This window comes from Streptomyces tibetensis, assembly GCF_040647715.1.
GTDB classification, from domain to species: Bacteria; Actinomycetota; Actinomycetes; order Streptomycetales; family Streptomycetaceae; genus Streptomyces; species Streptomyces tibetensis_A.
On record NZ_JBEZCR010000008.1, the window covers coordinates 98,391 to 119,728 of the forward strand.

At 71.2% G+C, this 21,338-nt stretch carries 21 protein-coding genes; 13 read left to right on the plus strand and 8 right to left on the minus strand.

Features of this window, described 5'->3' with window-relative positions; all coding sequences use genetic code 11:
* Positions 1-95: 95 nt before the first annotated feature.
* Together AB0B29_RS22010 and AB0B29_RS22015 are read right to left on the minus strand one after the other, a co-directional pair.
* Positions 96-791, minus strand: a complete 696-nt coding sequence (locus tag AB0B29_RS22010; RefSeq protein WP_362242262.1) for a hypothetical protein — start codon at positions 789-791, stop codon at positions 96-98.
* 68 nt (positions 792-859) lie between these two features.
* Entirely contained in the window at positions 860-2,209 is a 1,350-nt protein-coding gene (locus AB0B29_RS22015; RefSeq protein WP_362242265.1) for a DUF2252 domain-containing protein, read from the minus strand.
* A gap of 217 nt (positions 2,210-2,426) precedes the next feature.
* On the opposite strand from AB0B29_RS22015, the gene dnaE reads away from it, so the two are divergent.
* Positions 2,427-5,966, plus strand: coding sequence for a DNA polymerase III subunit alpha (gene dnaE / locus AB0B29_RS22020; protein WP_362242268.1), 3,540 nt, complete (start codon positions 2,427-2,429; stop codon positions 5,964-5,966).
* Between the two features lie 162 nt (positions 5,967-6,128).
* Here the strand turns inward: dnaE and AB0B29_RS22025 are convergent, their stop codons facing one another.
* Entirely contained in the window at positions 6,129-6,296 is a 168-nt protein-coding gene (locus AB0B29_RS22025; RefSeq protein ID WP_362242271.1) for a hypothetical protein, read from the minus strand.
* Between the two features lie 221 nt (positions 6,297-6,517).
* Here AB0B29_RS22025 and AB0B29_RS22030 point away from each other — a divergent pair, with 221 nt between their 5' ends.
* The 4 genes from AB0B29_RS22030 to AB0B29_RS22045 all read left to right on the plus strand — a co-directional run bounded on the left by AB0B29_RS22030 (position 6,518) and on the right by AB0B29_RS22045 (position 10,486).
* Positions 6,518-7,729 carry an NYN domain-containing protein gene (locus tag AB0B29_RS22030; RefSeq protein WP_362242274.1) on the plus strand — a complete coding sequence of 404 codons (1,212 nt, stop codon included), beginning with the start codon at positions 6,518-6,520 and terminating at the stop codon, positions 7,727-7,729.
* Positions 7,730-7,852: 123 nt separating this feature from the next.
* Positions 7,853-8,827: an ABC transporter ATP-binding protein gene (locus AB0B29_RS22035; RefSeq protein ID WP_362243066.1), complete on the plus strand. Its 975-nt coding sequence runs from the start codon at positions 7,853-7,855 to the stop codon at positions 8,825-8,827.
* 103 nt (positions 8,828-8,930) lie between these two features.
* Entirely contained in the window at positions 8,931-9,752 is an 822-nt protein-coding gene (locus AB0B29_RS22040) for an ABC transporter permease (protein ID WP_362242277.1), read from the plus strand.
* A gap of 56 nt (positions 9,753-9,808) precedes the next feature.
* The gene (locus AB0B29_RS22045) at positions 9,809-10,486 is read left to right on the plus strand and encodes an AAA family ATPase (RefSeq protein WP_362242280.1); all 678 of its coding nucleotides are present in this window, start codon (positions 9,809-9,811) and stop codon (positions 10,484-10,486) included.
* A gap of 253 nt (positions 10,487-10,739) precedes the next feature.
* On the opposite strand, the gene ybaK is transcribed toward AB0B29_RS22045, so the two are convergent.
* The 5 genes from ybaK to AB0B29_RS22070 form a co-directional block, all read right to left on the minus strand.
* Complete coding sequence (gene ybaK / locus AB0B29_RS22050; RefSeq protein ID WP_362242282.1) at positions 10,740-11,240, minus strand: Cys-tRNA(Pro) deacylase; 501 nt, start codon at positions 11,238-11,240, stop codon at positions 10,740-10,742.
* A gap of 100 nt (positions 11,241-11,340) precedes the next feature.
* Positions 11,341-11,730, minus strand: coding sequence for a hypothetical protein (locus tag AB0B29_RS22055; protein WP_362242285.1), 390 nt, complete (start codon positions 11,728-11,730; stop codon positions 11,341-11,343).
* 171 nt (positions 11,731-11,901) lie between these two features.
* On the minus strand, positions 11,902-12,642 hold the full coding sequence (locus AB0B29_RS22060) for an LON peptidase substrate-binding domain-containing protein (RefSeq protein WP_362242287.1): 741 nt from the start codon (positions 12,640-12,642) through the stop codon (positions 11,902-11,904).
* Positions 12,643-12,653: 11 nt separating this feature from the next.
* Positions 12,654-13,694 (minus strand): hypothetical protein, encoded by a 1,041-nt coding sequence (locus AB0B29_RS22065; protein WP_362243069.1) that lies wholly within the window; start codon positions 13,692-13,694, stop codon positions 12,654-12,656.
* 121 nt (positions 13,695-13,815) lie between these two features.
* Entirely contained in the window at positions 13,816-15,393 is a 1,578-nt protein-coding gene (locus AB0B29_RS22070) for an oxidoreductase (protein WP_362242290.1), read from the minus strand.
* A 178-nt stretch (positions 15,394-15,571) separates the two neighbouring features.
* Between AB0B29_RS22070 and hisD the strand changes: the two genes are divergently transcribed.
* The 8 genes from hisD to hisF are packed head-to-tail and all read left to right on the plus strand — an operon-like array spanning position 15,572 to position 21,287.
* Positions 15,572-16,897, plus strand: coding sequence for a histidinol dehydrogenase (hisD, locus tag AB0B29_RS22075; protein ID WP_362242293.1), 1,326 nt, complete (start codon positions 15,572-15,574; stop codon positions 16,895-16,897).
* A complete protein-coding gene (locus AB0B29_RS22080; protein ID WP_362242296.1) occupies positions 16,894-18,006 on the plus strand; it encodes a histidinol-phosphate transaminase in 1,113 nt (370 codons plus the stop codon). The genes hisD and AB0B29_RS22080 overlap by 4 nt, the downstream gene beginning before the upstream one ends.
* Positions 18,003-18,596, plus strand: coding sequence for an imidazoleglycerol-phosphate dehydratase HisB (gene hisB, locus AB0B29_RS22085; RefSeq protein WP_362242299.1), 594 nt, complete (start codon positions 18,003-18,005; stop codon positions 18,594-18,596). The genes AB0B29_RS22080 and hisB overlap by 4 nt, the downstream gene beginning before the upstream one ends.
* Complete coding sequence (locus tag AB0B29_RS22090; RefSeq protein WP_003989585.1) at positions 18,593-18,757, plus strand: hypothetical protein; 165 nt, start codon at positions 18,593-18,595, stop codon at positions 18,755-18,757. The genes hisB and AB0B29_RS22090 overlap by 4 nt, the downstream gene beginning before the upstream one ends.
* Positions 18,754-19,398 carry an imidazole glycerol phosphate synthase subunit HisH gene (gene hisH, locus AB0B29_RS22095; RefSeq protein ID WP_436845870.1) on the plus strand — a complete coding sequence of 215 codons (645 nt, stop codon included), beginning with the start codon at positions 18,754-18,756 and terminating at the stop codon, positions 19,396-19,398. The genes AB0B29_RS22090 and hisH overlap by 4 nt, the downstream gene beginning before the upstream one ends.
* Positions 19,395-20,120 (plus strand): bifunctional 1-(5-phosphoribosyl)-5-((5-phosphoribosylamino)methylideneamino)imidazole-4-carboxamide isomerase/phosphoribosylanthranilate isomerase PriA, encoded by a 726-nt coding sequence (priA, locus tag AB0B29_RS22100; RefSeq protein ID WP_362242305.1) that lies wholly within the window; start codon positions 19,395-19,397, stop codon positions 20,118-20,120. The genes hisH and priA overlap by 4 nt, the downstream gene beginning before the upstream one ends.
* Positions 20,117-20,518, plus strand: coding sequence for a RidA family protein (locus AB0B29_RS22105; protein WP_362242308.1), 402 nt, complete (start codon positions 20,117-20,119; stop codon positions 20,516-20,518). The genes priA and AB0B29_RS22105 overlap by 4 nt, the downstream gene beginning before the upstream one ends.
* A gap of 13 nt (positions 20,519-20,531) precedes the next feature.
* Positions 20,532-21,287 (plus strand): imidazole glycerol phosphate synthase subunit HisF, encoded by a 756-nt coding sequence (gene hisF, locus AB0B29_RS22110; RefSeq protein ID WP_344457038.1) that lies wholly within the window; start codon positions 20,532-20,534, stop codon positions 21,285-21,287.
* Positions 21,288-21,338: the final 51 nt, after the last annotated feature.

The following is a 21,338-nucleotide window of genomic DNA, read 5'->3' on the forward strand; positions in this document are numbered from 1 at the left end:
ACACCTGTGTGTGCGGGATACGTAAGGGGGACTGCCGGTGCTCGAAAGCGCCGCCGGGCGGGCGGGCGGAGGTGCCTCCCGCGACGGCGGATGCCTCAGGCGGAGGCGGGTGAGCACGGCGGTCCACGCCGTCCCAGGGAGTACGCGAGGATCCGGTCGAAGGCGGTGGGCGTGCGGTCGGCGGCACGCGCCGGCAGGCGCCGTCCGGCCGGGACCCGCTCCACCACGACCGCGGCGACCGCCAGCAGCAGCGGCCGGAACGTGGTGGCCGTCACCGCCCGCAACAGCTGGGCCAGGGCCCGCTCGCCACGGCGCAGCCAGACGGCGGCCAGCAGGCCGACCCCGATGTGCGCTCCGAGGAGCAGCCAGGCGGTGGCCGGACCGGCCTGGGCGACCGCGGTCGCGAGCCGCTCCGTGCCGGTGGCGCCGGCCATCCGGGCCAGGGGCGTGCCGACCTCGCCGCCGCCGCACAGCACGTCCAGGCCGACCGAGCGCAGCGGGCCGGCGACCGGACCGCCCGCCCGGCCGTAGCAGGCGTGCTGGCCCGTGGTGAACACGGTGTCGGCGGCGAGTTCCAGTGGGATCAGCAGGGCCGCGATCCTCCCGAAGGAGCGCTCGCGGCCCGCCAGGGCGAACGCGATCACGAACACGGCGGTGGCGACCGCCGCCACGGTGCCCATCGGCAGCGGGGCCCGGGACAGCAGGACGTGCGACGCGGTGCTGAGCGTCACGACCACGGCCGTGAACAGCGCCGCGCGTACGGCTCTGAGCTGCATCCCGGATATGTCCATAGCGATAGGAGAGTGTGTCACGTGGGCCTGTAAGGGACCCCTAAAGGATGCCTGTGACAGGTCTTACGTCACAGGCCCGGGATCCGTCCGTTGCGGAACAGGTCCACGAAGATCTGGTGGTCGGCACGCGCGCGGGCGCCGTAACCGTGGGCGAAGTCGACCAGCAGGGGCGCGAAGCCCTCCTCGTCGGCCGCGATCGCCGCGTCGATGGCCCGCTCCGTGGAGAACGGCACCAGGGACTCGCCGGACTGGTCGTCCGCCGCCGCGTGCATCGTGGCCGTCGCCCGGCCGAGGTCGGCCACCACCTGGGCGATCTCCTCCGGGTCGTCGATGTCGCCCCAGTCGAGGTCCACCGCGTACGGCGACACCTCGGCGACCAACTGGCCCGAGCCGTCCAGCTCGGTCCAGCCCAGCCACGGGTCGGCGTGCGCCTGGAGGGCGCGCTGGGAGATGACCGTGCGGTGCCCCTCGTGCTGGAAGTAGTCGCGGATCGCCCGGTCCGTGATGTGCCGGGAGACCGCCGGGGTCTGGGCTTGCTTGATGTAGATCACGACATCGTTCTCCAGGGCGTCGCTGTGCCCCTCCAGCAGGATGTTGTACGACGGCAGCCCCGCCGAGCCGATGCCGATGCCGCGCCGGCCGACGACGTCCTTCACACGGTAGGAGTCGGGGCGGGTCAGCGAGCTGTCCGGCAGTGTCTCCAGGTAGCCGTCGAAGGCGGCGAGCACCTTGTAGCGCGTGGCCGCGTCCAGCTCGACCGAGCCGCCTCCCGCGGCGAAACGGCGCTCGAAGTCGCGGATCTCCGTCATCGAGTCCAGCAGGCCGAAACGGGTCAGCGAGCGAGCGTCACGCAGCGCGTCCAGCAGCGGGCCCTGCGCCGTGTCCAGCGTGAACGGCGGCACCTCGTCGCTCTTCGCCCCCGTCGCCAGGGCGTGGATCCGCTCGCGGTAGGCGACCGCGTAGACCGTCACCAGCTCGGAGATCTGCCCGTCGCTGAGCGCCTTCGCGTAGCCGATCAGCGCGATGGAGGCGGCCAGGCGCTTGAGGTCCCAGGTGAAGGGGCCGACGTAGGCCTCGTCGAAGTCGTTGACGTTGAAGACCAGGCGGCCGTTGGAGTCCATGTACGTGCCGAAGTTCTCCGCGTGCAGGTCGCCGTGGATCCACACGCGCGAGGTGCGCTCGTCCAGGTACGGCCCGCTGACCTTGCTCTCGCCACCCCGCCCGGCGTTCCCTGCGTCCAGATCGTGGTAGAAAAGGCCGGCCGTGCCCCGGTAGAACGCGAAGGCCGAGGCCGCCATCTTCCGGAACTTCACGCGGAACGCGGCCGGGTCGGCGGCCAGGAGCTCGCCGAAGGCGGTGTCGAAGACGGCGAGGATCTCCTCACCGCGGTGCTCGTCGTTGAGCTGCGGGAACGACATCGCTGGGTGCCTCCTGGTACATGCGTGTCGGGGCGGCAGGTCCGCCCTGATGGCTAACGTGCGGCGGCTCGCGGGAGTGCCCGCGGTCCTCGCCAGAAGGTACGCGGGTCAGCCCTCGGGGTGTCAGTGCGGAGGCATAGACTTCGACGCTGCCCCCCAGACTGTCCGCAGCCTGCCGGGCCCCATGTGTCGTATGTTTCCTCTGGAGGCCGCAGCCGTGTCAAAGCCGCCGTTCACGCACCTGCACGTCCACACCCAGTACTCGCTGCTGGACGGTGCCGCGCGGCTGAAGGACATGTTCAACGCGTGCAACGAGATGGGCATGACGCACATCGCCATGTCCGACCACGGCAACCTGCACGGGGCGTACGACTTCTTCCATTCCGCGCAGAAGGCCGGAGTCACCCCGATCATCGGGATCGAGGCCTACGTCGCGCCCGAGTCCCGGCGCAACAAGCGCAAGATCCAGTGGGGTCAGCCGCACCAGAAGCGCGACGACGTATCCGGTTCCGGTGGTTACACCCACAAGACGATGTGGGCCGTGAACAGCACCGGCCTGCACAACCTCTTCCGGCTGTCCTCCGACGCCTACGCCGAGGGCTGGCTGCAGAAGTGGCCCCGGATGGACAAGGAGACCATCGCCCAGTGGTCCGAGGGGATCGTCGCCTCCACCGGCTGCCCCTCCGGCGAGGTCCAGACCCGGCTGCGCCTCGGCCACTTCGACGAGGCCCTGAAGGCCGCCGCCGACTACCAGGACATCTTCGGCAAGGACCGCTACTTCCTGGAGCTGATGGACCACGGCATCGAGATCGAGCACCGGGTCCGCGACGGCCTCCTGGAGATCGCCAAGAAGCTCGGCATCCCCCCGCTGGTCACCAACGACTCGCACTACACCTACGCGCACGAGGCGAGCGCCCACGACGCGCTGCTGTGCATCCAGACCGGCAAGAACCTCTCCGACCCCGACCGCTTCCGGTTCGACGGCACCGGCTACTACCTGAAGTCCACGGACGAGATGTACGCCATCGACTCCTCGGACGCCTGGCAGGAGGGCTGCGCCAACACCCGGCTCATCGCCGAGATGGTCGACACCACGGGCATGTTCGAAAAGCGCGACCTCATGCCCAAGTTCGACATCCCCGAGGGGTACACCGAGGTCAGCTGGTTCCGCGAGGAGACCCTGCGCGGCATGAACCGCCGCTTCCCGGACGGCATCCCGGACGACCGCATGAAGCAGGTCGAGTACGAGATGGACACCATCATCTCGATGGGCTTCCCGGGCTACTTCCTCGTGGTCGCCGACTTCATCATGTGGGCCAAGAAGCAGGGCATCGCGGTCGGCCCCGGACGGGGCTCCGCGGCCGGCTCGATCGTCGCCTACGCCCTCGGCATCACCGACCTCGACCCCATCCCGCACGGCCTGATCTTCGAGCGGTTCCTCAACCCCGAGCGCATCTCCATGCCCGATGTCGACATCGACTTCGACGAGCGCCGGCGCGTCGAGGTGATCCGGTACGTGACGGAGAAGTACGGCGCCGACAAGGTCGCCATGATCGGAACGTACGGCACCATCAAGGCCAAGAACGCGATCAAGGACTCCGCACGCGTGCTGGGCTACCCGTACGCGATGGGCGACCGCCTCACCAAGGCCATGCCGGCCGACGTCCTCGGCAAGGGCATCAACCTCGACGGCATCACCAACCCCGAGCACCCCCGCTACTCGGAGGCGGGCGAGATCCGGGCGATGTACGAGAACGAGCCGGACGTGAAGAAGGTCATCGACACCGCCAAGGGCGTCGAGGGCCTGGTCCGGCAGATGGGCGTGCACGCCGCCGGCGTGATCATGTCCAGCGAGACCATCACCGACCACGTGCCCGTCTGGGTCAGGCACACGGACAAGGTCACCATCACCCAGTGGGACTACCCGAGCTGCGAGTCGCTCGGCCTGCTGAAGATGGACTTCCTGGGCCTGCGCAACCTGACGATCATGGACGACGCCGTCAAGATGGTGAAGTCCAACAAGGGGGTCGACATCGACCTCCTGAGCCTCCCGCTCGACGACCCCACGACCTTCGAACTGCTCCAGCGCGGCGACACCCTCGGCGTCTTCCAGTTCGACGGCGGCCCCATGCGCTCCCTGCTCCGGCTGATGAAGCCGGACAACTTCGAAGACATCTCCGCCGTGTCGGCCCTGTACCGCCCGGGCCCCATGGGCATGAACTCCCACACGAACTACGCGCTGCGCAAGAACGGCCAGCAGGAGATCACGCCCATCCACCCCGAGCTCGAGGAGCCGCTGAGGGAGGTCCTGGACGTCACCTACGGCCTGATCGTCTACCAGGAGCAGGTGCAGAAGGCCGCCCAGATCATCGCCGGTTACTCGCTCGGCGAGGCCGACATCCTCCGCCGTGTGATGGGCAAGAAGAAGCCCGAGGAACTGGCGAAGAACTTCGTCCTCTTCCAGGAGGGCGCCCGCAAGAAGGGCTACAGCGACGAGGCCATCCAGGCCTTGTGGGACGTGCTGGTCCCCTTCGCCGGCTACGCGTTCAACAAGGCGCACTCCGCCGCGTACGGGCTCGTCTCCTACTGGACGGCGTACCTCAAGGCGAACCACCCCGCCGAGTACATGGCCGCGCTGCTCACGTCCGTGAAGGACGACAAGGACAAGTCGGCCGTCTACCTCAACGAGTGCCGGCGCATGGGCATCAAGGTCCTCCCGCCGGACGTCAACGAGTCGATGTCCAACTTCGCGGCCCAGGGCGACGACGTGATCCTCTTCGGGCTCTCCGCCGTCCGCAACGTCGGCACGAACGTGGTCGAGTCGATCATCAGGTGCCGCACGTCCAAGGGGAAGTACGTCTCCTTCCCGGACTACCTCGACAAGGTGGAGGCGGTGGTCTGCAACAAGCGCACCACCGAATCGCTGATCAAGGCCGGCGCCTTCGACGCCATGGGCCACACCCGCAAGGGCCTCACCGCGCACTACGAACCGATGATCGACAACGTGGTCGCGGTCAAGCGCAAGGAGGCCGAGGGCCAGTTCGACCTCTTCGGCGGCATGGGCGAGGCCGAGACCAGCGAGCCGGGCTTCGGGCTCGACGTGGAGTTCTCGCCCGACGAGTGGGACAAGACGTATCTGCTCGCCCAGGAGCGGGAGATGCTCGGTCTGTACGTCTCCGACCACCCGCTGTTCGGCCTGGAGCACATCCTGTCCGACAAGGCGGACGCGGGCATCTCCCAGTTGACCGGCGGTGACTATTCCGACGGCTCCGTGGTCACCATCGGCGGCATCATCTCCGGCCTGCAGCGCAAGATGACCAAGCAGGGCAACGCCTGGGCCATCGCCACCGTCGAGGACCTCGCCGGTTCGATCGAGTGCATGTTCTTCCCCGCGACCTACCAGCTCGTCTCGACGCAACTCGTCGAGGACGCCGTGGTGTTCGTCAAGGGCCGCCTCGACAAGCGCGAGGACATCCCCCGGCTGGTCGCGATGGAGCTGATGATCCCGGACCTGTCGAACGCCGGCACCAACGCACCCGTGGTCCTCACCATCCCGGCCACCCGGGTCACCCCGCCGCTGGTCAGCCGCCTCGGCGAGGTCCTCAGTCACCACAAGGGCGACAGCGAGGTCCGGATCAAGCTCCAGGGGCCGACCAAGACGACCGTGCTGCGGCTGGACCGGCACCGGGTGAAGCCGGACCCGGCGCTCTTCGGCGACCTGAAGGTGCTGCTCGGGCCGTCCTGCCTGGCCGGGTGAGGCCGTCCTGCCCGGCCAGGTGAAGCTGGCCGGGCCGACCGGGTGAGGCCGTTGCCCGGCGCGGTGACGCAGGGATCTTGAGGCACTCGAGGGGCGTACCCGACATCGGGTACGCCCCTCGTGCGTGTGCGTGTGCGGGCTCAACCGCCCGTCACGCAGACGTCAGTTGTGGCCGAAGCTGCGCTTTCGCTTTCCGGACGGCGCCATCTCGCCGGGCGTCGCCTCGACCTCGGGCTGGGGCTCCGTCTGCGAGGCGGGGCTGCGGTCGGCCCGCCGGCCACGCTCGGTCGGACGCTGCTGCTTACGGTCACGGTTCTTGTTCTTGGCCATGGTGATGCCTCCTGTGGGGGACTAGGGGCCAGGGCCGGGACCAGATTCACACAGGCCGACAACGATCGCATGTCGGACAATTACCGTCCGTGACAGGGGTGGTCGCGGCGGGAGCGCCCGAAACGCCACGCCGAAGATCGAGTTCCGGCCGTTAACCTCCGCACCGTCGGGCAGACTCGAAGCGAGCCCGAAGCAAACCTCCTGGGAAGAGGGTGAGTCGCGTGGACCGCTGCATCGTCCTGGTGGACGCTGGGTATCTGCTGGGAGCCGCGGCGAGTCTCCTCGCCGGGGAACCCTCGCGGTCCCGCATCACCGTCGACCACACCGCCCTCATCCAGGGGCTGCGTGAGCGCGCCGAGTCCGACACCCAGCAGCCGCTGCTGCGCATCTACTGGTTCGACGGCGCCCCCGACCGCGTCCCGCAGCCCGAGCACCGCAGGCTGCGCGTGATGCCCCGGGTCACCGTCCGGCTCGGCGCCCTGACGCGCAGCGACGGCCGTTGGGCGCAGAAGGGCGTCGACGCGGCGATGCACGCCGAGCTCACCGAACTGGCCCGCAACCGCGCCTGCTCCGACGTGGTCCTCGTCACCGGCGACGGCGATCTGCTGCCCGGCATGATGGCCGCCAAGGAGCACGGCGTCGCCGTCCACCTGTGGGCCGTCCAGGCCGCCGACGGCGACTACAACCAGTCCGAGGACCTGGTCGCCGAAGCCGACGAGCGGCGCGTCCTGGACCGGACGTGGATCACCAAGGCCGTCCGTGCCAAGGACTTCACCGGGGTGTGCGCGCCGCAGCCCGCGCCCCGGCCCGAGATCGCCGCCATCCTCTCCGCACCGCTGCCCGACTCCGCGCTCGGCACCGCGACCGACCGCACCGCCCCGCAGCCCCGGCACCAGGATGCCGGCCCCGGGCAGAACGGCACCGAGGAGCGGGTGCCCGCCCCCAAAGGCGTTCCCACGCCCAAAGACCTGGCCGCCCTGCGCGCCCCCGGCACCCAGTCCGCCCAGCATCCCGCCTCCGCCACCCTCCGGTGGTCCTCCGACAAGGGCTGGGTCGACCGGCCCACGGCCGAGCCCCCCGAGGCCGCCTCGATGCCGACGCTCGCCCAGCTGACCACGGCCGAGCAGCGGTGGGCCGACCGCGAAGAGGACATCACCACCGTCGGCGGTGACCCCTTCGAGGTGGGGCAGGTCTTCGCCAGGCGCTGGGTGGAACGCCTCGGCGACCAGACCCACCTGCCGAAACTGTCCGGGATGTACCCGCGTATCCCGCACCGCGTCGACGGGGAGCTGCTGCGCTACGCGGCTCGCTTCGGCCTGCTCGCGCACAAGGACGACCAGATCGACGAGCGGGACCGATACGCCATCCGGGCCGGTTTCTGGCGGGAGATCAGCGTGCGCACGGGCGTGGATCACCCACCCGTCGAGGCCTGAGTTCTTTGCCGACGGATTTCCCGGTACGGACCGACCCGAGGGCGGACCGGGGCCGCCGACCCCGTAGTCTCGTCCCTTGTGAGTAAGCGCGCGGCACAGGCATTTCGGCACGACGGTGACGTCGTGTGCGCGGTGCGCGGGCTGACCAAGACCTATCCGGCGGTCCGGGGCCGGCGTGGCACTCCCGCGGCGCCCGAGGTCCGGGCCACGGACGACGTGACGCTGGACATCCGCCGCGGCGAGATCTTCGGCCTGCTCGGTCCCAACGGCGCCGGCAAGTCCACCCTCGTGCGCCAGCTGACCGGGCTGATGCGGCCCGACCGCGGCAGTGTGGAGATCCTCGGCCACGACATCGTGCGCCACCCCGAGCGGGCGGCGCGGATCCTCGCCTACCTCGGGCAGGAGTCGACCGCCCTCGACGAGCTGACCGTGTCGCTCGCCGCCGAGACCACCGGACGGCTGCGCGGCCTGGACGTGCGGCAGGCGCGGGCCGAACGGGACGCCGTCCTCGACGAGCTGGGCCTCGCGCCGCTCGCCGGGCGGCCGCTGAAGAAGCTCTCCGGGGGCCAGCGGCGTCTGGCGTGCTTCGCGGCGGCCCTGGTCGGGGAGCGGCCGCTGCTCGTGCTCGACGAGCCGACCACCGGCATGGACCCGGTGGCGCGGCGGGCCGTGTGGTCCGCCGTCGACCGGCGCAGGGCCGAGCGCGGGACGACCGTGCTGCTCGTGACGCACAACGTCATCGAGGCCGAGACGGTGCTGGACCGGGTGGCCGTCCTCGACCGGGGACGGGTGATCGCCTGCGACACGCCCGCCGGGCTCAAGGAGCAGGTCGCCGGAGAGGTGCGCGTCGACCTGGTGTGGCGGGACGCGGCTCCGCTGCACGTGCCCGAGGTGGCCGCCCTGAAGGACCGTGTCGTGGAGTCGGGCCGCCGCTGGACGCTCCGGCTCGGGCCCGAGGAGGCCCGGGCGGTCGTCGCGACCGTCACTGGCGGGGTCGCCTTCGCCGCTCTGGACGACTTCACCCTGGCCACGCCGAGCCTGGAGGACGTGTACCTGGCCCTCGGCGGTGCCGTGCAGCAGGGGCTGGTGAAGGTGTGAGCACCAGGGCGCCGGACGCGCGGGCCGTGAGCACACGGGCCGCCGGATCCGTACCGAACAGGCGACTGCCGCAGTGGACCCGAGCGAAGGGGAGCAGCGCGACGTGAGTGTCGTACCCGCCGATGTCCTGCCGGGCAGTGCCCTGGCCGCCGACCAGCCCGCCGCGGGCGCGGCCGAGCTCGGGCCCCGGGCGCGACTGTGGCCGTCGCTGGCGGCCGTGTACCGGGCCCAGCTGTCCCGGGCGAGGGTGGCGCGGATCCCGCTGCTGTTCGTGGCGACCTTCCAGTCGGTCGGGATCATGATCCTGATGCGCGGGGTCGTGGACGACGGGGCGGAGGCGCAGGCCGTCGTCGCGGGGTCGTCGGTCCTGGTGGTGGCCTTCGTCGCGCTGAATCTGCTCGCGCAGTACTTCGGGCAGCTGCGGGCCAGTGGGGGACTCGACCACTACGCGACGCTGCCCGTGCCGCCGGCGGCGGTGGTGCTGGGCGCGGCGGGCGCGTACGCGTCGTTCACGGTGCCCGGGACGGTCGTGACCGCGGTGTTCGGCTGTGTGCTGTTCGGGCTGCCGATGGCCCACCTGTGGGTCCTCATGGCCGTGATCCCACTCGCGGGCGCGGCTCTCGCCGGGCTCGGCGCGGCCCTCGGGCTGCTCGCTCCCCGGCCGGAGCTGGCCACGCTGCTCGGGCAGCTGGGCATGTCGGCGGCGCTGCTGCTGGGGGTGCTGCCGGCGGACCGGATGCCGGAGGTCGTGCGCTTCGCGCGGGACCTGCTGCCGTCGACGTACGGAGTGGAGGCCTTCGCGCGCACGTTCGGGCCGCATCCCGACTGGGCCTTCGTCCTCGGGGACCTCGCGGTGTGCGGGGTCGTGGGCGTCGTCTCGCTGGCCGTGGCGACCTGGGCGTACCGCCGGGCGGCCGTCCGTTGAGCGCGGAGGGGTCGTCCGGTGACGCGGCACACAGGCGGGCCTGGCACGATGGCAGGGTGACCGCACCACTGACTCCGCCCCCGCCGCCGCATGGACACTCCGCACAGGGTTCGTGGCAGCCGCCGGACGCCGGGCCCGTGGCGCCCGGGTCCCAGCACGCCGAGCACGCCGGCCCCGGCTGGTACGGACAGGACGGCCCCGGGATGAAGACGGAACTGCGGGAGGCCGCGGTGATCGCCGTGGCCGTGGCGCTCGGCGGGGTGCTGCTCGGAGTGCTGTGGTGGTGGCTCGCGCCGCACGTGCCGCTGGTCGGCGACGTGGTGGAGAAGAACTGGGTCGTCTACCTCAAGGACACCGAGGGGGAGCAGGCGATCGGCGTCGATGGCACGTTCACGCTGCTCGGGCTGGCCTTCGGGGCCGTGAGCGCGCTGGTGGTCTTCCTGCTGCGGCGGCGCGGGGGCGTGCCGCTGGTGGTGGGGCTGGCCCTGGGAGGGCTGCTCGGGTCGCTGCTCGCCTGGCGGGTCGGGGTGTGGCTCGGACCCGCCGAGGACGTGATCGCGCACGCGCGGGAAGTCGGGCGGGGCGTGACCTTCGACGCGCCGCTGAAGCTGGGCGCGAAGGGAGCGCTCCTGGCCTGGCCGCTGGCCGCACTGGTGCTGCACCTCGGCCTCATGGCGCTGTTCGGACCCCGCGACCCGGAACCCGAGCCGTACCAGGGCACACCTGCTTCCTAAGGCTCTGCGAGGGGGGCTGGGGGCGGCGCGTCGCGGGTGCCGCCCCTCTTCGGACCGGCGCCGCTCCGGCAGCACCATCGCCCGCGGACCGGCGAGGTCCAGGCGCGGTCGCCCGTGGAACGGCGAGGTCCAGGTGCGGTCGCCGGTGGAACGGCGAGGTCCAGGTGCGGTCGCCCTCGGGCCGGCGAGGTCCAGGCACCATCGCCCTCGGGCCGGCGAGGTCCAGGCACCATCGCCCTCGGGCCGGCGAGGTCTAGGCGCGGCCGATCGGGGCCAGGACCGCCCCTGTCAGCTTCTGCAAGTCCTGCGGCGACAGCTCCACCTCCAGGCCCCTGCGCCCCGCCGACACGCAGATCGTCGCGTGGGCGGTGGCCGACTCGTCCAGGACGGTCGGCAGGCGCTTGCGCTGGCCCAAGGGGGAGATGCCACCCCTGACGTAGCCCGTCGTGCGCTCGGCCAGGGCCGGGTCGGCCATCGTCGCGCGTTTACCGCTGACCGCTGCTGCCAGGGCCTTGAGGTCCAGCTGGCCCGCGACCGGGACCACCGCGACCGTCAGCGTGCCGTCCACGTCCGCCACCAGCGTCTTGAAGACCCGGTCGGGCGAGACGCCCATCGCCTCGGCGGCCTCCTCGCCGTAGGAAGGGTGCGACGGGTCGTGGTCGTAGGCGTGGACGGTGTACGTGACGCCCGCCGCCGTCAGGGCCACGGTTGCGGGCGTGCCGCCGGACTGCTGCTTCTTCGACTTCTTCGCCATGGAGCGGCATCCTTCCAGACGGCCGAACGCGCACCGCCCCGCCCGGAGAGGTCCCCGGACGGGGCGGCACACGAGGCCGGTCACACCGGCTGAGCCCGGTTCAGCAGGTCGCCCACGGGGTCTCGAAGGTCCCCTGGCCCTCGACCTTGATCAGGCCCTTCCAGTCCACGTCACAGCGGTAGCTCATGGTCCAGGTCTCGACTTCCCGGTCACCGGTCGAAATGGTCTCCGTCGGTCCGAACGTGCTCCCGCCCCCGTTGCTGGTGCGGTAGCCCAGCTTCGCCCTGATCTGCGAGCCGGACTTCTTGATGTAGATGATCTCGACGCGGCTGGGGCTCGTGTTCAGCGATATGCACAGCTGCCCGTTGCTCAGGTCGGTGCACTCGACACGGTCCTGGGCCTTGGCGGGCGCCGCGTGCGCGGGCGCGACCAGGAGCGTGGAACCGATCGCGACACCGGCGGCGACGGTGAGAATGCGCGCACGACTCATTGTGTATCCCCCTTGATGCGGTCATGGCCATGATCATGGCGGTCGGGCTTGATCATAGGCAGGTCGATCACGGGGGTCCCACAGGTTTTCAGTCGTCCCGGTGGCCGAATCCGCCCCTTGCGTCGCGGCGGAAAACCGTCCTCCTCGTCTCCGTCGAGACGTGTCCTTCCCTCAGTTGAGGCTCATCGGGCCGCGCGTCAGCTCCGACGCCGGCAACGACGGCAGACTGCGGATGATCGCCGTCTCGGAGCGCAGGAGTTTCAGCTCGTCGCGCAGGCGGGAGGCGGTGTCCGGGGACTGGAGCAGGCGCTGTTTGGTCGGGGTGTCCAGCATCATGGCGGCCGCCACGAGGTACGACACCACGCCCGGTTCGTCGGGCAGGTCGGCCCCCGTCGCCAGGGACCGCTCCCGCGCCCCGGCCAGCCGTTTCTGGTACTGGCGGAAGGACCGCAGCACCCCCTCCGCCAAGGGCGCGGCCTCGTCGCCCGGTTCCTCTTCCAGCGGCTCCAGCTCGGCCGTCAGGAAGGGCCCGGACGCCTCGACCGACAGCAGCTTCACCCGGGTCGTGCCGGTCGCCAGCACCTCGAAGGAACCGTCGGTGCGCTCCCGGATCGTCGCCGCGTCCGCGATACAACCCACCTTGTGGAACGCCTTCACCGGGTCCGTGCCGAAACCGGCCGCCGGTCCCCGCTCGGGCACGGCCGTCGGGTCGGGCATGCCGGGCGCGCTCGGGGCCACCTCGTGGCCGTCGCGGATCGCCACGACGGCGAACCGGCGCGGCTCGTCCTCGGGCGTCTTCAGCAGCTCGCGCATCATCGCGCGATACCGCTCCTCGAAGACGTTGAGCGGCAGCACGAGCCCCGGGAACAGCACCGAGTTCAGGGGGAAGAGGGGGAGCCGGACGGTGGTCACGACGCAAAAGCCTAATGGTCGCCGGGACGGACTCGACCGCCCCGTTCACTCCGTGGATGCCCGGAGCGGCTTCCGGCCGCCCCCGCGGCCCCGGCCAGGATGTCCTGGCGTACCCGCAGGAAGTGGCCGAGCGGGTCGTCCGACACCTGGTCCCAGGGGAAGGAGGTGGCGTACGGGCCGTTCAGGCGCAGCTGCTCGGCCGCGTCCGGCCAGCGCTCCAGGCCCGCCAGGACGAAGATCAGCAGGTTCCGCATGCGGGCCGGCCAGGGGTCGGCCGCCGGCAGCAGCGGGGACAGCGCGATCGCCCGGTCGGCCGCCGCATCCAGTCGCTCGCGCGGCACCTCCGGCCCGCACCGGTCGGTGAGGTAGCCGAAGGCCGCCCGCAGCGGCAGCGCCTGGACGAGCGCGTCGGCGGGAGCGTCCTGGGCGGCCCGGTCGGCGAAGTCGAAGCACTCGTGGTGCGAGCCGTGCCAGTAGGTGGCCAGGTAGCGCAGGGCCGCCACATGGCAGCCGTAGTGGTGCGGGGCACGGCGTACGGCCGCCTCCCACAGCTCCTCGAAGTACGTGTGCCCGGCCTGTGCGCCCCGGGCGTGGTCGAGCGCGAGCCGCCACGGCACGGGGTCCCGCTGGTCGCCCCGGGCGGCCGCCGTGATCAGCGGGCTCACCTCGCGCAGCAGCTCGGCCCGGGCCGGTGACCGCCAGGCACGGTCCACCGCCAGCTGGGCCCCGACGAGCAGTGCGTCGGGGTCCTGCGGGGCGATGGCGAGCCAGGCGTCCAGCCACTCGGGCCGCGAGTGGGCGAACGCGGCCAGCCGGGTCACGTACCGGTCGCGCCGCTCCCACTCGGCGGACGCGCGGGTGGCGAAGAGCAGGGTCGCGGCCGGCCCGTGCTCTCCCCGGGCGGCGGCGACCAGCGCCGGACTCAGCCGGGCGTCGGGCGCGTCGAGCAGCACCTCGTCGTCGGCGCACGGCTCGCCGACGAGGTGGGGGGAGGTCCTTGTCATCCGGCTCGTGCGGATGAACGGGAGCTGCATTGCCATGGTGCCGACCATTGAAAGTCGGCTGGTCATGACGGCGCCAGCCTGTTCATGGAACCTACGGAAAGTTGTACATCCGATGGTCAAGAGAACGTAAAACCGTGACAGTTCAAGAACTGTGGTCACAGGAACACCATCAGTTGCGCCGCAGCAGCCGCGTCGCCCCCGCCGCCACCGTCGTCGCCAGGATCCAGCCCAGCAGGATCATCGCCGTCGCCAGCCACTGCCAGGCCCCCCGCAGCTGCCAGAAGCCCACCTGGCCCAGATCGATGACCGGCAGCAGCAGATCGAGGGTGAAGAGCGTGGGGTTCCACTCCGGATGCTCGCCCCGCTTCATCGGCGGATGGCCGGCCTGCGCGAAGGCCAGGGAACCCGCCGCCCACAGCACCGCCATCCACACCGCGGCCCGGCCCGGCCGGTATCCGTAGGCGACCGTCCAGTCCTGCGCGTAGCCCCACAGCTTGGCCGCCATCGGCAGGCTCTCCCGGTGCCGGCGCTGCTTGGCGAGCAGCACCTCGCGGGCGTCCTCGTCCTCCCCGCCGGCCCGCAGCACGGAGGCGAGGCGCTCGTACGGCTCCGGGTTGTACTCGGCGGTCGCCGCGGCCACCCAGTCCAGCCGCTCGGCCAGCGGGAACGGCCCGCGCGGCACCAGGTTCTCGTAGGCGAAACCGCCCATGTGCAGCCGCCCGGGGCCCGGCCAGGCATCCGCCCGGTCCATCAGGTTGACGACCTTCGCTCCGGACAGCACCACCCGCCCGCGCACCGGCTGCTCCCCGAGGAACCGCAGCTCCGGCGTCTGCACCCGGCGCAGCGACAGCTCCTGGTCATCCGTGAGGGTGAACCGGGCCCGCTCGAAGTCGACGGCGTCGCCGAACCGGCCGTCGTCCAGCCGGATGCCGCCCTCGCAGGCGAAGCGCTGGATCCGCGTCCCCTGCGCCGGGGTCATCCCGCTCATCGCCTGGGCGCCGACCCCCGCCGGCGTCAGATAGAGGCTGCGCTCGACAGTCAGCTGCGGGGCGTTCAGCGCAAGCCGCTCGTAGGGGTTGGACAGGCGCGCCCCGCGCAGGCTCAGGGAGACGCCGACGGTGGCGGCGCGCAGGCTCAGCTCGCCGTGCGACGCCAGCAGCTCGGCCTGTAGGTCCTGGCCGACGGTCATGCCGTCCGCGGCGATCGACCGGCCACTGTGATCCCGGTGCACGATCGCCTGGTTGAGCATCAGGTCCGTGCCGATCTGCGCGTCCGTGAGCCGGATGCCGTGGTGGAAGCGGCAGCGCGGCAGGTGCAGATCGCCCTCGGTGTGCACCCGGGCCGCCTCCAGCCGGGGCACCGAGCAGTCCACCATGCGCAGGGTGGTGAAGCGGGCCTCCGGCAGCAGCACGTCCTGCTCGAAGCGGCACCGGCGCATCTCCACGTACGGCACGACCGTGCCACCCGCGAGGTCCAGGGAGCCGCTGATCTGCACGCCCATCAGCTTCAGCGACGACACGCGGCCGGCCAGGGCGGGCGGGCCGTCGAGCAGCAACCAGCACACGATCCGGGCCCGCACGGTCCGCTCCGCGCCCCAGGGGTGGCCGCCGTGCGGATCGTCCACCACGGCGTCGCCGCTGCTCAGGTCGTACACGGTGCCGTTGCGGAAGGCCTGCCACATGCCGGCCTCGGCCGCGGTCAGGTCCTCGGGCAGCTCCCCGGCGCGCACGCCGGCCCCCTCGGTCACAGCGCTTCCCTCCCTCCCCGGGTACTCGCGAGTCACTTCCTCGTACACCAGTTCATGCCCGGTGAGTGACCCCCCGAACACACCACGTGAGGGTGATCTTCCACCTTCCCGCGGCGTTCTGTATCAGCCATTGATACGCGCGAACGGCGCCTCAACCAGGTCTGAGAGAATTGAGCACGTGATCTCCCGAATCGACCTGCGTGGCGACGCCCTTCCCGAGGGCCCCGCCCTGCGCGACCTGCTGCCCCGAGCCGACTTCGACGTAGCGGCCGCCCTGGAGAAGGTGCGTCCGATCTGCGAGGACGTGCATCATCGGGGCGACGCGGCGCTGATCGACGCCGCCGAGCGGTTCGACGGGGTCAGGCTCGACCAGGTGCGCGTGCCGGCCGCCGCGCTCACCCGTGCGCTGGAGGAGCTCGACCCGGCCGTGCGCGCGGCCCTGGAGGAGTCCATCCGCCGCGCCCGGACCGTCCACCGCGCGCAGCGCCGCGAGACGCACACCACCCAGGTCGTGCCCGGCGGCACCGTGACCGAGAAGTGGGTGCCGGTCGACCGCGTCGGGCTGTACGCGCCCGGCGGCCGGTCGGTGTACCCGTCCTCCGTGATCATGAACGTGGTGCCCGCGCAGGAGGCCGGCGTCGGGTCCGTCGCGCTCGCCTCGCCCGCCCAGGCCGACTTCGGCGGCCTGCCGCACCCGACCATCCTCGCCGCCTGCGCCCTGCTCGGCGTCGACGAGGTGTACGCGGCCGGCGGTGCCACCGCCGTCGCCATGTTCGCCTACGGCACCGAGTCCTGTGCCCCCGCCAACATGGTCACCGGCCCGGGCAACATCTGGGTCGCCGCCGCCAAGCGCTACTTCACCGGCAGGATCGGCATCGACGCCGAGGCCGGGCCGACCGAGATCGCGGTCCTCGCCGACGACACGGCCGACCCGGTGCACGTCGCCTCCGACCTGATCAGCCAGGCCGAGCACGACCCGCTGGCCGCCGCCGTCCTGGTCACCGACTCGGTCGAGCTCGCCGACGCCGTCGAGAAGGAACTGGAGCCGCAGGTCGCCGCCACCAAGCACGTCGACGACCGGATCGTCCCGGCCCTGTCGGGCAGGCAGTCCGCGATCGTCCTGGTCGACGGCGTCGACGAGGGCCTGAAGGTCGTCGACGCGTACGGCGCCGAGCACCTGGAGATCCAGACGGCCGACGCCGCAGCCGTCGCCGACCGGGTCCGCAACGCCGGCGCGATCTTCATCGGCCCCTGGGCGCCCGTGTCGCTGGGCGACTACGCGGCCGGCTCCAACCACGTCCTGCCCACCGGCGGCTGTGCCTGCCACTCCTCGGGCCTGTCCGTCCAGTCCTTCCTGCGCGGCATCCACATCGTCGACTACACGCAGGACGCGCTGGCCGAGGTCGCGCACCACGTGGTGACGCTGGCGGAGGCGGAGGACCTGCCCGCGCACGGCGCGGCGATCAAGGCGAGGTTCGACTGGAAGGTTCCCCAGGGCAAGTGAGCGACGTACGCATCGACGATCTCCCCGTACGGGACGAGCTGCGCGGCAAGTCCCCCTACGGCGCGCCCCAGCTGGACGTCCCCGTACGGCTGAACACCAACGAGAACCCCTACCCGCTGCCCGAGCCGCTGGTCGAACGCATCGCCGAGCGGGTCCGGGAAGCCGCCCGGAACCTCAACCGCTACCCGGACCGGGACGCGGTCGAGCTGCGCACGCGGCTCGCCGAGTACCTCACCGACACCTCCGGCCACGAGGTCGGCGTGGCCAACGTCTGGGCGGCCAACGGCTCCAACGAGGTCATCCAGCAACTGCTGCAGACCTTCGGCGGGCCGGGCCGCACCGCCATCGGCTTCGAGCCGTCGTACTCGATGCACGGCCTCATCTCGCGCGGCACGGGCACGGGCTGGATCTCCGGCCCGCGCAACGAGGACTTCACGATCGACGTCGCCGCCGCCGAGAAGGCCATCGCCGAGAACCAGCCGGACGTCGTCTTCATCACCACCCCCAACAACCCCACGGGCACCGCCGTCCCGCCCGAGACGGTCCTCGCGCTGTACGAGGCCGCGCAGGCCGCCAAGCCGTCGATGGTCGTCGTCGACGAGGCGTACATCGAGTTCAGCCACGGCGACTCGCTGCTGCCGCTGATCGAGGGCCGCCCGAACCTCGTCGTCTCCCGCACCATGTCGAAGGCGTTCGGCGCGGCGGGCCTGCGCCTGGGCTACCTCGCCGCGCACCCGGCCGTCGTCGACGCCGTCCAGCTGGTCCGGCTGCCCTACCACCTGTCGGCCGTCACCCAGGCGACCGCCCTGGCCGCCCTGGAACACACCGGCACCCTGCTCGGCTACGTCGAGCAGCTCAAGGCCGAACGGGACCGCCTGGTCACCGAACTGCTCGCCCTCGGCTACGAGGTGACCGCGTCCGACGCGAACTTCGTGCAGTTCGGCCGCTTCGAGGACTCCCACGAGACCTGGCGGAAGATCCTCGACCGGGGCGTCCTGGTCCGGGACAACGGCGTGCCCGGCCGGCTCCGGGTCACCGCCGGAACCCCCGAAGAGAACGACGCGTTCCTCGACGCGGTACGTGAACTGAAGAAGGAGCAGAGCGCATGAGCCGCGTAGGCCGCACAGAGCGGGTGACCAAGGAGACCTCGGTCCTCGTCGAGATCGACCTCGACGGCACCGGCAAGACCGACATCAAGACCGGCGTCGGCTTCTACGACCACATGCTCGACCAGCTCGGCCGGCACGGTCTGTTCGACCTGACCGTGAAGACCGAGGGTGATCTGCACATCGACTCGCACCACACCATCGAGGACACCGCCCTCGCCCTCGGCGCCGCCTTCAAGCAGGCCCTCGGCGACAAGATCGGCATCTACCGCTTCGGCAACTGCACGGTCCCGCTGGACGAGTCTCTCGCCCAGGTCACCGTCGACCTGTCCGGCCGCCCCTACCTCGTGCACACCGAGCCCGAGAAGATGGCGCCGATGATCGGCGAGTACGACACCACCATGACCCGGCACATCCTGGAGTCCTTCGTGGCCCAGGCGCAGATCGCGCTGCACGTGCACGTGCCCTACGGGCGCAACGCGCACCACATCGTGGAGTGCCAGTTCAAGGCGCTCGCCCGGGCCCTGCGTTACGCGTCCGAGCGCGACCCGCGCGCGGCCGGCATCCTCCCCTCCACGAAGGGCGCCCTGTGAACGGCACCTCGACCCTGCTGATCGTCGTCGGCCTGTTCCTCGTCGGTGGCATCTACTCCTTCGTCAAGCAGAAGATGCCCAAGGGCCTGATCGTCCTGCTGTCCATCGGCGCCGCGATGTGCCTGGCCGCCGGTGTGGTGAGGCTGGAGGTGTGGAATTGAGCGCCCCGCAGAAGAAGGTGGTGGTCTTCGACTACGGCTTCGGCAACGTCCGTTCCGCCGAACGGGCCCTCGCGCGCGCGGGAGCCGACGTCGAGATCACCCGTGACTACGACAAGGCCCTGAACGCCGACGGCCTGCTGGTGCCCGGCGTCGGCGCCTTCGCCTCCTGCATGACGGGCCTGCGCGAGGCCCGCGGGGACTGGATCGTCGACCGAAGGCTCTCCGGCGGCCGCCCGGTCATGGGCATCTGCGTCGGCATGCAGATCCTCTTCGCGCGCGGCATCGAGCACGGCGTGGAGAGCGAGGGCCTCGACGAGTGGCCCGGCTCGGTCGAGCCGCTCCAGGCCGAGGTCGTGCCCCACATGGGCTGGAACACCGTGGAGGCGGCGCCCGGTTCGCAGCTGTTCGCCGGCCTCGACCCGGACGCCCGCTTCTACTTCGTGCACTCCTACGCCGTCCACGACTGGTCGCTGGAGACGCACAACCCGGCGATGACGGCCCCCAAGGTCACCTGGTCCACGCACGGCAAGCCGTTCGTCGCCGCCGTCGAGAACGGCGCCCTGTGGGCCACGCAGTTCCACCCCGAGAAGTCCGGCGACGCCGGAGCCCAGCTCCTCACCAACTGGATCGGAACACTGTGAGCAAGCTCGAACTCCTCCCCGCCGTCGACGTCCGGGACGGCCAGGCCGTCCGTCTGGTGCACGGCGAGTCCGGCTCGGAGACCTCCTACGGCTCCCCGCTGGAGGCCGCCCTCGCCTGGCAGCGCTCCGGCGCCGAGTGGCTGCACCTGGTGGACCTGGACGCCGCTTTCGGCACCGGCGACAACCGTGAGCTGATCGCCGAGGTCGCCCGGGCCATGGACATCAAGGTGGAGCTGTCCGGCGGCATCCGCGACGACGACACCCTCGCCGCCGCCCTCGCCACCGGCTGCAAGCGCGTCAACCTCGGCACGGCCGCCCTGGAGACGCCGGAATGGGTCGCCAAGGTCATCGCCCAGCACGGCGACAAGATCGCCGTCGGTCTCGACGTCCGCGGCACGACCCTGCGCGGCCGCGGCTGGACCCGCGACGGCGGCGACCTCTACGAGACGCTGGAGCGCCTCGACAAGGAGGGCTGCGCGCGGTACGTCGTCACCGACATCGCCAAGGACGGCACCCTCCAGGGCCCCAACCTGGAACTGCTGCGCAACGTGTGCGCCGCCACCGACCGCCCGGTCGTGGCCTCCGGCGGGGTCTCCTCGCTCGACGACCTGAGGGCCATCGCCGACCTCGTCCCGCTCGGTGTCGAAGGTGCCATCGTCGGGAAGGCGCTGTACGCGAAGGCGTTCACCCTGGAAGAGGCCTTGGAGGCTGTGTCGTCATGACCGTGCGGCGTGTGCAGAGCGGAAGTCCCTGGGAAGAGTCCTTCGGTTTTGCACGCGCCGTCGCGGCGGGCGACCGTGTGCTGGTCGCGGGCACGACCGCCTTCAAGGGCGACGTGCTCTACGGCGAGGGCGACCCGTACGAGCAGGCCAAGGTCGCCTTCACCACCGCCCTGGAGGCGATCGCCGAGTTCGGGCTCGCACCCGAGTCCGTGATCCGCACCCGGGTGTGCCTGGCACACGCGCGGGACGTCGACGCCGTGGGCCGGGCGCACAAGGAACTGTTCGACGCCGTACGCCCGGTCACGACCCTGCTGATCGTGCAGGGCTTCATGGACTCCCGGGTCCTGGTGTCGGTGGAAGTGGAAGCATTCAGAGGGACACCCTCCGAAGAGCACTAGAGGAGCACGATTCATGACCCTGGCGGTCCGAGTCATCCCCTGCCTGGACGTCGACAACGGCCGGGTCGTCAAGGGCGTCAACTTCCAGAACCTGCGCGACGCGGGCGACCCCGTCGAGATGGCCAAGGTGTACGACGCCGAGGGTGCCGACGAGCTGACGTTCCTGGACATCACCGCCTCGTCGGGCAACCGCGAGACCACCTACGACGTGGTGCGCCGCACGGCCGAGCAGGTGTTCATCCCGCTCACGGTCGGCGGCGGCGTGCGCACGGCCGAGGACGTGGACAAGCTGCTGCGGGCCGGAGCGGACAAGGTCGGCGTCAACACCGCCGCCATCGCCCGCCCGGAACTCATCCGCGAGATCGCCGAGCGCTTCGGCCGCCAGGTCCTGGTCCTGTCGGTGGACGCCCGCCGCACCGACTCGGGCTCCTTCGAGGTGACCACCCACGGCGGCCGCCGCTCCGCCGGCATCGACGCCGTCGAATGGGCCCACCGGGCCGCGGAACTGGGCGCGGGCGAGATCCTGCTCAACTCGATGGATGCCGACGGCACCAAGGACGGCTACGACCTGGAGATGATCCGGGCCGTCCGCAAGCACGTCACGGTCCCCGTCATCGCCTCGGGCGGCGCGGGCCGGCTGGGCGACTTCCCCCCGGCCGTCGAGGCCGGCGCGGACGCGGTCCTGGCCGCGTCGGTGTTCCACTTCGGGGACCTGCGGATCGGCCAGGTCAAGGAGACGCTGCGGGAGGCGGGCCACCCGGTGCGATAACACCTTCTCGAGCTGGAAAGAAGCTAATCTCGAGAAAGTCCTGCGCCGAGC